Origin of the sequence: Frankia sp. AgB32 (assembly GCF_023243045.1) — a bacterium.
GTDB lineage: Bacteria > Actinomycetota > Actinomycetes > Frankiales > Frankiaceae > Frankia.
In genome coordinates, this window is sequence record NZ_JALKFX010000047.1 from 20,365 (window position 1) to 33,827 (window position 13,463).

10 protein-coding genes and 1 pseudogene are annotated in these 13,463 nt (G+C 71.8%); 5 read left to right on the plus strand and 6 right to left on the minus strand.

The features are described from left to right. The first annotated feature begins 58 nt into the window (after positions 1-58). Positions 59-718, plus strand: coding sequence for a class I SAM-dependent methyltransferase (locus MXD60_RS15995; protein WP_248819959.1), 660 nt, complete (start codon positions 59-61; stop codon positions 716-718). Positions 719-763: 45 nt separating this feature from the next. Here the strand turns inward: MXD60_RS15995 and MXD60_RS16000 are convergent, their stop codons facing one another. Together MXD60_RS16000 and MXD60_RS16005 are read right to left on the minus strand one after the other, a co-directional pair. Continuing rightward, positions 764-1,837, minus strand: a complete 1,074-nt coding sequence (locus MXD60_RS16000) for an LLM class flavin-dependent oxidoreductase (protein ID WP_248819960.1) — start codon at positions 1,835-1,837, stop codon at positions 764-766. Between the two features lie 169 nt (positions 1,838-2,006). Then, positions 2,007-2,252 (minus strand): zinc ribbon domain-containing protein, encoded by a 246-nt coding sequence (locus MXD60_RS16005; RefSeq protein WP_518468064.1) that lies wholly within the window; start codon positions 2,250-2,252, stop codon positions 2,007-2,009. Positions 2,253-2,428: 176 nt separating this feature from the next. Here MXD60_RS16005 and MXD60_RS16010 point away from each other — a divergent pair, with 176 nt between their 5' ends. Both MXD60_RS16010 and MXD60_RS16015 read left to right on the plus strand, forming a co-directional pair. Continuing rightward, the gene (locus MXD60_RS16010; protein WP_248819961.1) at positions 2,429-2,938 is read left to right on the plus strand and encodes a MarR family winged helix-turn-helix transcriptional regulator; all 510 of its coding nucleotides are present in this window, start codon (positions 2,429-2,431) and stop codon (positions 2,936-2,938) included. A gap of 318 nt (positions 2,939-3,256) precedes the next feature. Continuing rightward, positions 3,257-4,213: pseudogene (locus MXD60_RS16015) on the plus strand (BTAD domain-containing putative transcriptional regulator); the annotation flags it as partial. A 2,130-nt stretch (positions 4,214-6,343) separates the two neighbouring features. Here MXD60_RS16015 and MXD60_RS16020 read toward each other — a convergent pair. The 4 genes from MXD60_RS16020 to MXD60_RS16035 all read right to left on the minus strand — a co-directional run bounded on the left by MXD60_RS16020 (position 6,344) and on the right by MXD60_RS16035 (position 10,816). Then, a complete protein-coding gene (locus MXD60_RS16020) occupies positions 6,344-7,201 on the minus strand; it encodes an ABC transporter permease (RefSeq protein ID WP_248819962.1) in 858 nt (285 codons plus the stop codon). Then, on the minus strand, positions 7,198-8,235 hold the full coding sequence (locus tag MXD60_RS16025; RefSeq protein WP_248819963.1) for an efflux ABC transporter ATPase subunit, DrrA-related: 1,038 nt from the start codon (positions 8,233-8,235) through the stop codon (positions 7,198-7,200). Before MXD60_RS16025 ends, MXD60_RS16020 begins: the two co-directional genes overlap by 4 nt. A 252-nt stretch (positions 8,236-8,487) precedes the next feature. Beyond that, entirely contained in the window at positions 8,488-9,102 is a 615-nt protein-coding gene (locus tag MXD60_RS16030; RefSeq protein WP_248819964.1) for a TMEM175 family protein, read from the minus strand. A 499-nt stretch (positions 9,103-9,601) separates the two neighbouring features. Further along, entirely contained in the window at positions 9,602-10,816 is a 1,215-nt protein-coding gene (locus tag MXD60_RS16035) for a serine hydrolase domain-containing protein (protein WP_248819965.1), read from the minus strand. Between the two features lie 222 nt (positions 10,817-11,038). On the opposite strand from MXD60_RS16035, the gene panC reads away from it, so the two are divergent. Together panC and MXD60_RS16045 are read left to right on the plus strand one after the other, a co-directional pair. Beyond that, positions 11,039-12,019 (plus strand): pantoate--beta-alanine ligase, encoded by a 981-nt coding sequence (gene panC / locus MXD60_RS16040; protein WP_308222504.1) that lies wholly within the window; start codon positions 11,039-11,041, stop codon positions 12,017-12,019. Further along, positions 12,016-13,425 (plus strand): aldehyde dehydrogenase family protein, encoded by a 1,410-nt coding sequence (locus MXD60_RS16045; protein ID WP_248819967.1) that lies wholly within the window; start codon positions 12,016-12,018, stop codon positions 13,423-13,425. Before panC ends, MXD60_RS16045 begins: the two co-directional genes overlap by 4 nt. The last annotated feature ends 38 nt before the right edge of the window (positions 13,426-13,463 follow it).

Here is a 13,463-nt window from a genome sequence, read left to right on the forward strand (position 1 = left end):
GGTAGCTCAGCTCGTTGCATCGACTGCGGCGACCAACGGCGTGTGGTCGACTGAGGTTGTGACCTCCGCAACCGACTGGCGTGCCTGGCACCGGGGATACGCCGACCCGGGGTCGTCGCTGTCGCGGCGGCTGGCTGCGGTGCGCGGCGAGCTCACGCGGGTGCTGGCCGCACGGCGTGGGCGCCCGACCCGGATGGTGAGCATCTGCGCGGGAGACGGCCGGGACACGCTGCCGGTCCTCGCTGACGGGTACACCGATGTCGGCGCGGTCCTGATCGAGCTTCACCAGGGGCTGTCCGACGCGGCGCGGTCCGAGGTTGTTCGACTCGGCCTGCCGGACGTGGAGGTCCGCACGGCCGACGCAGGCAGACTCGACAGCTACGCCGGCGTGCCGCCAGCGGACGTGTTCCTCGCGTGCGGCGTGTTCGGCAACATCACCGACGAGGACCTGGACGCGACGGTCGCCGCGCTCCCCCAGCTGCTCGCGGCGGAGGCGACCGTGCTGTGGACCCGCGGCTCCCGCGCGGGCGAGCACGACCCGACGCGGTATGCCGGCGACGCCGCCGACCTGGTGCGCGAGGTGTTCGCGCGGCACGGGTTCGTCGAGGACGCCTTCATCCGCCCGGGCGACGCCCCCTTCCGCGTCGGGGCTCATCGCTTCCGCGGCACGCCACGCAGGCCACAGCCGGGGACGGTGCTGTTCCGGTTCACCCGATGAGGACCCCGCCGGCACGGGTCGCCGGACGTTTCGCGGGCGCTCCGCCTACCCGGGCGTCCTGAGCAGGGGCAGCAGCTCGTTGCCCTGCCGCTCGACCTCCCGCAGGTAGGGCGTGTCCGACAGGACGAAGTGGGTGATCCCCAGGTCGGCGTACCGGCGCAGGGAGTACGCGACCTCCGCGGCCGAGCCGACCAGCCAGGTCGTGCCGGCGCCCTCGCCGCCGATCCGGCCCGGGGCGGTGTAGAGGTTGTCGTCCAGGACGTCACCGCGCGCCTGTAGGTCGAGCAGGCGCTGCTGGCCGATGGCCTGGAACCGGCCGGGGTCTTCGGGGAGCTCACCCTGGCGGGCGGCCAGGTCGGCGACCTTGGCCTCGGCGTCGGCCCAGGCCTGTGCGGCGGTGTCCCGGACGACGGTGGTGACGCGCAGCCCGAACTCCAGCGGCGGGTGTTCGCGGCCGAGCTTCCCGCTGAGCTCCCGCAGGCGGGCGATGCGTTCGGCGATGTCGTCGCGCGGCTCACCCCAGAACAGCTGGACGTCCGCCTCCAGGGCCGCGACCCGCTGCGCCGCGACGGAGGCACCGCCGAAGTAGAGCGTCGGGTGGGGCCGGCCCGGGCGGGCCTGGACCCGGGGCGCGAGGGTCGAGCCGGTCACCTGGAAGTACTCGCCGCGGTGGGTGACGTCCCGTTCGGTCCACAGCCGGCGGGTCAGTCGCATGAACTCCGCGGTGCGGGCGTAGCGCTGCGCCTGGCCCGCCTCGCTGTCGCCGTATGCCGCGAGCCCGTCCTGACCCGAGACGATGTTGACCCGTACCCGCCCGCCCGAGAGCTGGTCGAGGGTGGCCGCGGCGGCGGAGAAGTGTGCCGGGCGCCAGTAGCCGGGGCGCACGGCGATGAGCGGCTCGAAGCTGGTCGTGCGCGCCATCAGGGCCGTCGCGACGGTGAAGGTGTCCGGCCGGTTCCAGCCGGCGCCGAGCAGCGCGCCCCGCCAGCCGTGCCGCTCGACGGCGACGGCGTGGCAGGTCAGCGTGTCGAGACTGTTGTGATCCGCCACAGTGTCATCGCCGCGGTGACCGGGCCGGGCTTCGTTCGGGATGTACCAGAGGTACTCCGCCGTGGTCATCCGCCGCGCCGCGCCGTCAGCGGCCGTGGCCGGCGGGCATCGGTCGTCGCCATGACGTCTTCTCCAGGAACAGTGGAGCCCTCATTTGGCATCCTCTCCGGTCTGAAGGCTGGAGATTCCCGTACCTCGCGATACGGGTTCCTGCTTCACCAACAGATGCCTCCCCGCTCTAGGAGCGGGGTGGTCCCACTCCGTCTCCACAGGCTGACACCGCGAGCCCCGCGGCCAGGCTGTTGCGCGCCGCGCTCACATCCCGGTCATGGACCACGCCACAATCGCGGCAGGTCCACTCCCGGATGTCCAGCGGCAGGGATTCGACGAGCGTCCCGCAGGACGAGCAGGTCTTCGAACTCGGATACCACCGGTCGACGACGATCACCTCGCGGCCATACCAGCCGGCCTTGTATTCCAGCATGATCCGTAGATCCCGCTTGGTAGGTGGCCGCCCGGGCCACCCAACCGGCCTTCCCTGCCTGGCCTCGTCGTGACATGCCGTTCCCCTTCGCGCCGTGACCGGGGAGCCCATGGTCATCTTGGTAGCCTTACCATCCAGCTGCACAATGGTTCAGACGCTAAAAGATCTAGGAAGACATGTCAACAGGGATGCCCGCCGCGGCCAGAGACACCCTCATCGCTCACCTCGCCGAGACACTCGGACGGGACCTCGCCACCAGGACCGTCCTGTTCCACCACCACCTCGCCGCGCGGCTCGGTCTGTCGGTCACCGACCTCAAATGCCTCGACCTGCTGCGCGCCGCGGACCTGCCGCTCACCGCCAGCAATCTCGCCGACCGGATCGGCCTCACCGCAGGCTCGGTCACCGGCGTCGCCGACCGGCTCGAGGCCGCGGGGTTCGTCGAGCGCGTACGCGACCCCCACGACCGGCGCCGCTGGGAGCTCCGCCCGGTTCCGGACCGCCAGCGCGACATCGCGGCCCTGTTCGCCCCCCTCGGCGCCGCGATGGCCGACCTCGCCGCCTGCTACGACACCCACCAGCTGGAAGCCATCACCAGCTTCCTCACCCGGCTGGCGACGATCCTCGACGGCCAGACCGAGGCGCTGCGCACCACGGTCCCGGCAAAGCCAACAACCCCCGGCTGACGAACGACGACGTCCCCGCTGGACGACGGCCCCGCTGGACGACGTCTGCGCTCGCCGGCGAAGCGGGGACCACAGACGTCGGCCGCTTCGTCCAGGCACCCGACGGTGGGTGCTCGGCCGCGGGCCGCGCCGTGGGCGGTCGGCACACCTAGACTGATCAGCGTGGTCGTGAGTCTTGTCCTCCTGGATGGGGTGCGCTGGGAGGGCGCCCCGGTCGTGGGTGACCGGTCGCAGGCGCTGCTGGCGGCGCTGGCGGCGGAGCACGGGCGGCCGGTGCGGGCACGGCGGCTGATCGAGCTGATCTGGAGCGGGGAGCCGATGGCCAACCCCGCCAAGGGTCTACAGGTGGTCGTCTCCCGAACCAGGGCGGCCTGCGGTGCCGACGCGGTGGTGCGCGACGGTGACGGCTACCGGCTCGGCATCGCGTCGGCGCAGGTCGACAGCTGTCTGCTGGGCCAGCTGGTGGCCGAGGCCGCCGGCCTCGTCGCGACGGACCCGCCGGCCGCCACCGCGCGGGCCCGCGAGGCACTGGAGCTCGGCGCCGCGCTGCCGTCGACGTCCGCGGACGAGCAGGGGGCGCTCGCCGACATCCGCCGCGCCGCCCGGCGCGACCTGGCGGCGGCCCGGCTGGTGCTGGCCCGGACGGCGAGCCGGACCGGCCGGCACACCGAGGCCCTCCCGCTGCTGGAGGAGGCCCGCGCGCAGCGGCCCGACGACGAGGATCTGCTGGCCGACCTGCTGCGCAGTGAGGCCGCGGTGCGCGGAGCCGGGGCAGCCCTGCACCGTTTCGAGGGCTACCGCCGTGACCTGCGGGAACGGCTCGGCACCAGCCCCGGCGAGGGCCTCGCCCGGGTCCAGCGCGAGCTGCTCGCCCTGGACCAGCCCGTCCGCGACGGGATCCAGTACGACGCCAACGCCCTGCTGGGTCGCCAGCGCGACGTCGACCGGCTGCGGGCGTTGCTGGACCGGTCCCGGGTGGTGTCGATCGTCGGGCCGGGTGGTCTCGGCAAGACCCGCCTGGCGAACCTGCTCGCCCGCGACAGCGCGCTGCCGACGGTGCACGTCGTCCCGCTCGTCGGGGTGATGGCACCCGAGGACCTGCTCGGTGAGATCGGTGCCGCGCTCGGTGTCCGCGACTCGATCACCGACCGCCGGACGCTGACCCCCGCGCAGCGCGCCGACCTGCGCGCCCGCGTCGCCGCGCAGCTCGACCGGCGGCCGGGCCTGCTGCTGCTGGACAACTGCGAGCATCTGGTCGCCGAGGTCGCCGACCTGGTGGCCTTCCTCGTCACGGCCACCGCGGACCTGCGGGTGCTCACGACGAGCCGGGCGCCACTGGCGATCAGCGCCGAACGGGTCTACCTGCTCGGCGAGCTGGCCCGCGCCGACGCGATCGAGCTGTTCTGCCAGCGCGCCGCCGCCGCCCGTCCCACCGTCCGGCTCGACCGCGAGGTGATCGGCCGGATCGTCGACCGGCTCGACGGGCTGCCGCTGGCGATCGAGCTGGCCGCGGCGCGGGTCCGGGCGATGTCGGTCGAGGACGTCGACCGACGCCTCGCGGACCGGTTCACGCTGCTGCGCGGCGGGGACCGCTCCGCCCCGGACCGCCACCGCACGCTGCTCGCGGTGATCGACTGGTCCTGGCGGCTGCTGGCGGAGCCGGAGCGGCGATCGCTGCGCTGGCTGGCGCTGTTCCCGGACGGTTTCACCCTCGAAGCCGCGGAGATCGTGCTCGGCGCCGCCGGTCATGGTGCGCCCGGATCGTCGCCCGGCTCCGCGGGCGAGGGCGACCCCGTGGACACGGTGCAGAACCTCGTCGACCAGTCGTTGCTGAGCGTGCGCGAGTCGGCCGGCGGGGTGCGCTACCGGATGTTGGAGACCGTCCGCGAGTTCGGCCGGCTGCGGCTGGCGGAGGCCGGCGACCTGGCGTCGGCACGGCGGTCCCTGCGGGACTGGGCGGTCGGCTACGCTGCCCGGCACGGTGACGATCTGTCCACCGAGCGGCAGTTCGCGGCGATCGACGCGATCGCCGCCGAGGAGACGAACCTCGCCGACGCGCTGCGGGCCGCGCTGGCCACCAGCGACGCGGAGACGGTCGTGTCGCTGGTGGCGGTGCTGGGTCTGTTCTGGGAGATCCGCGGCGAGCACGTCCGGATGATGGGCCTCATCGACGCGGTCAGCACGACCCTGGCCGGCTGGACGCCAACACCTGCCACGGCCCGCGCGGCGCCGGCCGCCGGGACCACCGTCGCGAGAACCGCGCTTTTCCTGGGCGACGGGGTGCTGCCCGCGTCGATTCGCGACCTGCTGGAACGGCTGGCCCCCGAGGCGGCGGCCGATCCGGCGCTGGCCGCTGCGGCACGGGTGCTGCTCGTCCTCGCCAAGGCGACGGCGACGGATGGCGATGTCGAGGTGCGGCTCGCGCGGCTGGCGGACGCGCCCGACCGGCACACCCGCCTGCACGCCCTGGTGTGGTTGGCCCATCAGCGGGAGAACGGCGGCGACACGCAGGCTTCGGCCACGGCCGCCGCCCGGGCACTGGCCCTGGCCTCCGCGGCAGACGGGCCGTGGCTGACAGCCATGCTGCACACCCGGCTCGCCGATCTGAAGATGCAGCTCGGTGATCTGCCGGCGGCCCGTTCTCACGCCCGGGCGGCCATGCCGGTGCTGGAGCGGCTCGGTGCCGACGACGACACCGCGCAGCTTCGGGTGCTGCTGGCGATCGACGCCATCAACGACGGCCGGCTCGAGGCAGCCGAGCAGTACCTCGCCCGGATCGGCGCCCCCAGCCACACGCTGCACAACGGCGCGGTGATGGCGGCGATCGGCCGGGGCGAACTCGCCCTCGCCCGCGGCGACGTGGCCGGCGGTCTGCACCGCTACCTGGACGCGGCGCGGGAGTTGCGGCTGATGCAGTGGCCCGGTCTCGAACCGACCGGCGTCGAGCCCTGGGCGCTCGTCGGTGACGCGGTGGCGCTGGCCGCGCTCACCTGGCACGCGAGCGCCACCGAGGACCTCGCCCTTGGCGAGGACCTGTTCCGATCCGGTCTGCTGCGCTGCGTCGAGGCACTGCGCCGCGGCGGGCCCACGATCGACTTTCCGGCGTGCGGGACGCTGCTGTACGCGCTGGGCGCCTGGGGCCTCCGCGACGACGGGCCGGCGCGGATGACGGCGCCGGAGGCGGTGCGGCTGCTCGTGCTGGCGCGACGCTTCTCCTACCTCTCGACGATCCCGTCGCTGAGCTGGGACCGGGCCGAGACGCTCGCCGAACGCCGCGCGCCCGGGGCGCTGCGGGCGGCCCGGGTGGACACCGACGGCCGACGCCCGGCACAGCTCGTCGACGAGGCACGCGTCCTGGTCGAACGGCTGGCCGGGCGGCTCGACGACGGGTCGCCGGGCCACGGGTCAGAGGTGACGCTTGTAGCTGACGACCGACAGCGGCATGAAGATCACGACCATGACGAGTCCGATGAGCAGCGTCCAGCCGACCTGCCAGGTGAGCACGCCGTTGTTGGCCAGGTCCCGCGTGGCGGACACCAGGTGTGACACCGGGTTGACCTTGGTGAAGGCCTCCAGCCAGCCGGGCAGCGTCTTGGCCGGCACGAACGCGTTGGACAGGAAGGTCAGCGGGAAGAGGATCATCATCGAGATCCCCTGCACGCTGCGGGCGCTGCGGGCGACCGTGCCGATCCAGGTGAACGCCCACGCGATCGCCCAGCCGGTGAGGACCGCCAGCACGATCGCGCCGAGCACCCCGAGCACTCCCCCGCCGGGCCGGTAGCCCAGGGCCACGCCCATCAGGTAGGTCAGGCTCGCCGCGATCAGGTAGCGCACCAGGTCGGCGATCATCGGGCCGGCCAGCGGGGCGATCCGGGACATCGGCAGTGACCGGAACCGGTCGAAGACCCCCTTGTCCAGGTCCTCCCGCAGCTGCGTCCCGGTGGCCATGCAGGTGGTGAGGACCGTCTGGGCGACGATGCCGGGGATCAGCAGCGGCAGGTAGCTGTGCACGTCGCCGGAGATCGCGCCGCCGAACACGTAGGCGAACATCGCGGTGAACAGCAGCGGCTGCAGGGCGACGTCGAAGAACTGCTCGGGGTTGCGGCGCATCTTCTTCAGGGCCCGCCAGGCCATCGCGAAGGTCTGGGAGAGCGTGTCCCCCAGGCCGACGCGGGCCCGGGTGCGGGCGACGATGACGGCGGGGTCGGTGACCGGTGCCGGTCGTGGCCGCACGGCGGTCGGCTCGGTGAGAACAGTGCTCATCGGGACATCTCCGGGGTGGTGTCGTCGAGGCTGGGCTGGTCCTGCCCGGGGACGGTTCCGGCGTGGCCGTCCGCCGCCGAGTCGGCGTCGGCGTCGGCGTCGTGGCCGGTGAGGGAGAGGAAGACCTCGTCGAGGGTCGGCTTGGCGACGTTGACGGAGGCGACCGCGACGCCTGCCTCGCGCAGCGCGATCAGCACGTCGGCGGCCCGGTCGGCGACGTCGAGGGGCACGTTGAGCCGGCCGGACTCGGGCGTGGCGACCGGCTCCTCGTCGAGCACCCGCAGCACCACCGCGCGGGCGAGCGCCTGATCGGCACCGGGGGCGAGTTCAAGCTGCAGGGTCGAGTCGCCGACCTGGCTCTTGAGCTGGTCCGGGGTGCCCTCGGCGACCTTGCGGCCGTGGTCGATCACGCAGACCCGGTCGGCGAGCTGGTCGGCCTCGTCCAGGTACTGCGTGGTGAGCAGCAACGTGCAGCCGTCGTTGACGAGCTCCCGGATGGTGTCCCACATCTGGCCGCGGGTGCGCGGGTCGAGGCCGGTGGTCGGCTCGTCCAGGAAGATCAGCGGCGGTCGGGTGATGAGGGAGGCGGCGAGGTCGAGGCGGCGGCGCATCCCCCCGGAGAACTCCGAGATCCGCCGTTCGGCGGCCTCCTGGAGGCCGAACTGTTCCAGCAGCCGCCGGGCGGTGGACCGCGCGTCCGCCGAACGCAGACCCTGTAGGCGGCCGAACAGCCACAGGTTCTCGGTGGCGGTGAGGTCCTCGTCGACGGAGGCGTACTGGCCGGTCACGCCGATGAGCTGGCGGACGCGGTGGGGTTCGGCGGCGACGTCGACGCCGAAGATCTCGGCCCGGCCGCCGTCGATGTGCAGCAGCGTGGCCAGCATCTTGAGCATCGTCGTCTTCCCGGCGCCGTTGGGGCCGAGTACCCCGAAGATCTCGCCGTGGCGAACCTCGAGATCGATCTGGTCGACGGCGCGTAGCTCGCCGAACCTCTTGACCAGGCCGTCGGCCTGGACCGCGGGCACAGACGTCATACGAGTTCCTTCCAGGGGATGCGGGGGGGCACGCGCTCCGGGCACGCAGTACGAATGCGGAGTTCGGCCGGAGTTCGGCCGGAGGCGTACCGGCTTGCGGCGGCTTCGAACGTGTTGGGGTGTTGGGGGGAACGCTAGTCAGCGGCGGTATCACCGCCCCCACACGCCGGTTTCACCAACCTTCAACGGGCGGAGCGGACCGTGCCGGTCGTCAGGGCCGCGGACGGTCGCCGGGCGGACCTGGGCCGCCGGTCAGTCCGGGGAGCCGAACTCGACCACGGCGCGGTCGATGCGGCGGTCCGGGACGACCCAGATCAGCGCGACGAGGATGTAGCAGGCGGCCGCGATGACGACGCCGAGGTTGCCATGAGGGTCGACGAACTGCGCGGACAGGATCCCGACCAGGTAGAACACCGGCGAGATCTTGCCCTTGAGGTCCGCGCCGATGGCCCGCCGCAGCGGCGAGTCAGGGCCGTGCGCCCGGATGACCTCCCACTGCAACACGAAGTAGGCGACGGCCGCGACCAGCAGGTTGATCCCGAACAGGACGACCGGGAAACGCGCGTAGTCCGACTCGTCCATCCACCCGGTCGTGAACGGCAGCAGCGACAGGCAGAACAGCAGGCCGAGGTTCGCCCACAGCACACCGCCGGTCACCCGGCGCGCCAGCTGGAACATGTGATGGTGGTTGTTCCAGTAGATCCCCACGTAGACGAAGCTGAGAACGTAGCTGAGCAGGCCCTTGCCCGTGGAGTGCCGCAGGTCCGCGAACGTGTGGCCCTCGGGCACCTTCAGCTCCAGCACCATGATCGTAATGATGATGGCCAGCACGCCGTCGCTGAACGCCTCCAGCCGACTGGTCCTCACCACGCACCCCTGGCCGCCTCGGCACCAACCATCCGCGTGGCCACGCCCTTCATCACAGTCCCCATGCCGCTATCAGAGCAGACGGGCAACCGCGCACCACGCGGACGGCTCGACCGGGGCGGCCCCAGGCCGATGGCCGTGGACCTTCGGCTGGTCAGAGGAAGATCCACCCGCTGACGCTCCCGGCCGCGACCGCGACGCGACGCGACGGAAAGCGGCTTCGCCGCCGCCAGGTAACCGACGTGACCACCGGTAGCCGCGAGGGCGACTGGCCCTTGGTGGACGCCGGCCGCCTACGACACCGCGAGTGACCGCCCTATGTCCAAGATATCCGTTCGTTGCGCGGGAAGGAGGCTTCCTGTCGCCTTGAACGGGCTCCGCGCCCGATGTATCCCCGTCGAAGAAGGAACCGGGACCGCGTCCGCCATCCGGACATCGGGCAGAACGGCCCCTCGGATCGTGACGCTCGGAGCACGCGACCCGGAAGGCGGCCGCGGATCTAGTCGATCACCGCCTGATACACCAGGTTCTTGAAAGTCCGCTGGTAGACCCGGGCCCGCCAGTATTTCTGGGTCATGAACAGGCCAATCATGTCCTCGGCCGGGTCGACGAAGAAGCTGGTCGACCCGCGACCGAGCCACCAGTAGTCGCCCGCCGAGCCGAGGACGTCGGACAGTCCCGCCTGTCTGCGCACCGCCACGCCCAGGCCGAAGGTGTACCCGGCCCGCGGCATGTAGTCGGGGCCGGTGCCGTACAGCGGGCCGAGCTGGTCGGAGGTCATCAGCTCGACCGACTTGCGGCTCAGCACGCGGTGTCCGTCCAGCTCGCCCATTCCCAGCAACATCCTGGTGAACCGGAGATAGTCCCGGGCACTCGAGAAGGCACCGCTGCCGCCGGAAAGGAAGGTCGGCCGGGAGGTGAGGTCGCGCAGCCTGGTGTCAGCGGCGAAGGCCGCCGTCGGCTGCACGATCCGGTGAGCACGCTCCGGCGGGACGAAGAATCCCGTGTCGGTCATGCCGAGGGGGGTGAACACCCGATCGGCCAGCAGCGTGTCCAGGGGCTTGCCGCCGACCACTTCCAGGAGGCAGCCCAGCACATCGCCGGAGCGCCCGTACTCCCAGTGCGAGCCGGGTTGCATGGCCAGGGGCAGTTTGCCGAACGCGGCGACGAGGTCCCGCGCCGACGTGGTGTAGGCGACGTCGGTGTGGTCGAACGGCCGGATACCCGCCTTCTCGTACTCCCGCAGGATCCAGGGCGTGCCGTAGTAGCCGCCGACGATGCCGGACGTGTGCCGCAGCAGATCGGCGATGGTGATCTCCCGGTCCACGGCCACGAGGCGGTGCTCGCCGCCCGGGGTCGACTCGCCCACCGCGAGGTCGGCGAGTTCGGGCAGGAACCGCCCGACGGGATCGCTGAGATCGAAAAGTCCGTCCTCATGCAGAGAAAGGGCGGCCACACTCGTGACCGGCTTGGTCATGGAGTAGATGCGGAAGATGGCATCCAGGGGGATCGGTGTGCCGGTCGTCGACGACACGACGCCGGCCTGCGCGGTATACGCGACCCGGCCCCGGCGATACACGAGGGCCACCGCTCCGGGGAGCTGACCGTCGTCCACGTGCGACCGCATCATCCGTTCGATCCGGGCGAGCCGGTCGGACGACAGACCGACCTCTTCCGGGGCGGCACGGTCGCCGAGATCCGTTTCTGGTTCCACCGCGTCCCTTTTCGTTGAGAAGAAAGGTCGCTCAGTCGTCCGAGCCGGGTTGGAAGTCTCGATTCGTCGCATCGGGAGCGTACGGCGCCGCGGCGACGCGCGTCCCCGAAGGCGTCCGACCGAGGAGATCGCAATGGGACGATTGGCGACCGACCTTGGCTGTTGACAGGCCGTCACGATCCGGTTGAATCGTCGTCGTACGGATCTTGGTCACGTCGCGGGGTGTGCGGTCGACATGCCCGGACCGACTGTGGAGGCAACACGTTGTTGAAAATACTGCGCACGATCGAGGAAGTGCGGCAGCATACGCGTGAATGGCGCGCCGAGGGCTCCTCCATAGGCTGCGTCATGACGATGGGCGCTCTCCACGAAGGTCACCTGAGCCTTGTCGACGCCGCCCGTAGAGAATGCGACAAAGCTATTCTCACCCTGTTCGTCAATCCGCTCCAGTTCGGCCCCACGGAGGACTTCGCCCGCTACCCGAGGACCGAGGAGGCAGATTTCCAGGCGCTGCGCGACCGGGCGTGTGACGCGGTCTTCGCGCCGGCGACGGAAACCATCTTCCCCTCGGGTGAACGGAGCATGGAGCAGGTCCGCACCCAGATCGTCGTGCGCGGGCTGACCGATCTGCTGTGCGGCCCGCGCCGCCCGGGGCACTTCGACGGCCTCACCACCGAGGTCCTCAAGATGCTGCACATCGTCGACTGCGATCGCACGTACTGGGGAGAGAAGGACTACCAGCAGTACGCCGTGATCCGGGCGATGGTCGAGGATCAGGGACTGCCGGTGGCGGTGGTGCCCTGCCCGACGGCGCGCGACGTCGACGGACTGGCGCTGAGCAGCCGCAACACCTATCTGGACGCCGCCCAGCGGGCGATCGCGCCGGGGCTTTACGAGGAACTGCGCCGAGGCGCGCGCCGGATCGCCGAGCAAGGCGTCGACGTCGTCCCCGAGGTCACGGCCCAGCTCGCGGGAGCCCTGCTGGCACGCGGGTTCGACCTGGTCGAGTACGTCGAGGTGCACACCGACTCTCTCGGCCCGGCCGTCGCGGGCACACCGGTGGAGGCGCTGCGGGTCTTCGCGGCGGTGCGCCTCGGCGGCGCGCGCCTGCTGGACAACGTCGCCGTCGCCAACGAGGTCGCCGTCGCCAACGAGGTCGCCGTCGCCAACGATGTCGCCGTCGCCAACGAGGCTGGCCGGTGAACGAGATCAGGGGTCTGTTCTCCGGTGGCCGGTGGTCGCCGGGCGTCGGCGTCGCCGAGGTCCGCAACCCCTACACCGACGACGTGGTGGGCACGGTGGCGCACGCGAACGCGGAGCAGGCGCTGGAGGCGGTGCGCCGACTCGGTGCCGCTCGGTCCGAGCTGACCGCGTACGACCGCGGCGACATTCTCGCCGCGACGGCGGAACTCCTCCACCGCGAACGGGCCGAGGTCTCGGCCACGATCTGCCAGGAGTCCGGCCTGGCCATCGCCGACGCCCGGCGGGAGGTGGACCGGGCCACCACGCAACTGCGCTACTACGCGGAGGAGAGCAAGCGCATCACCGGCGAGACCATCCGGACCGACGTCACCAGTGCCCGGCAGCGCCGCCTCGCGATCACCACCCGCGAGCCGATCGGCGTCGTGTGCGCCGTCACGCCGTTCAACCGTCCGCTCAACCAGGTCGTCACCAAGGTCGCCCCGGCGATCGCCGCCGGCAACCGGGTTGTCGTGAAGCCGTCGGAGAAGACGCCGCTGAGCGCGATCCGCTTCGTGGACGCGCTGCTGCGGTCGGGCCTGCCCGCCGACCTGATCGCGCTGGTGTGCGGCGAGCCCGGCGAGGTCGTGAACGCGCTGCTGCGGTCCGGCCAGGTCGACATGTTGACGTTCACCGGCAGCACGAGGGTGGGCCGGCTGCTCGCCGCGTCGGCCGGGATGATCAGGCAGACCTACGAGCTCGGGGACAGCGGGGCGCTCGTCGTCCTGGCGGATGCGGACCTTCCCGCGGCCGTCGCGGCGGCCACCGCGGGCGCGTTCGCCACCTCCGGGCAGTCGTGCCGCGGGGTCAAGCGCATCATCGCGCACGCCGACATCGCCGACGAGTTCGCCGCCGCGCTCACCGCCGCCGCGGCGAAACTGGTGGTCGGCGATCCGGCGGATCCGGCGACCGACATCGGCACCCTGATCGACACCGACGCCGCCCGCGAGGTGGACGACCGGGTGGCCCGGGCCGTCGCGGCGGGCGCGCGGGTGCTGTCCGGGGCCCGCCGGGTGGGCGCCCAGTACTGGCCCACCGTCCTCGACGACGTGCCGCGGGACGCGGATCTGGTGCGCCTCGAGACCTTCGGCCCGATCGCTCCGGTGATCCGGGTGACGGGCTTCCCCGAGGCGGTGGAGGTCGTCAACGACACCCCGTACGGCCTGCAGGCGGGGATCTTCACCAACAACCTGGACCACGCCCACCGCGCGGCCGAGCTGTTCGACGTGGGCGCGGTCGTGCTCAACGGCGGACCGCAGTTCGAGTCACCCAACATCCCGTTCGGCGGGGTGAAGGACAGCGGCCTGGGCCGGGAGGGCGCGAGATACGCGATCGAGGAGATGACCAGGGTGAAGACCCTTGTCCTCTGACGCCTCCCACCAGTCCGGACAGCATCGCGAGCCGGAGA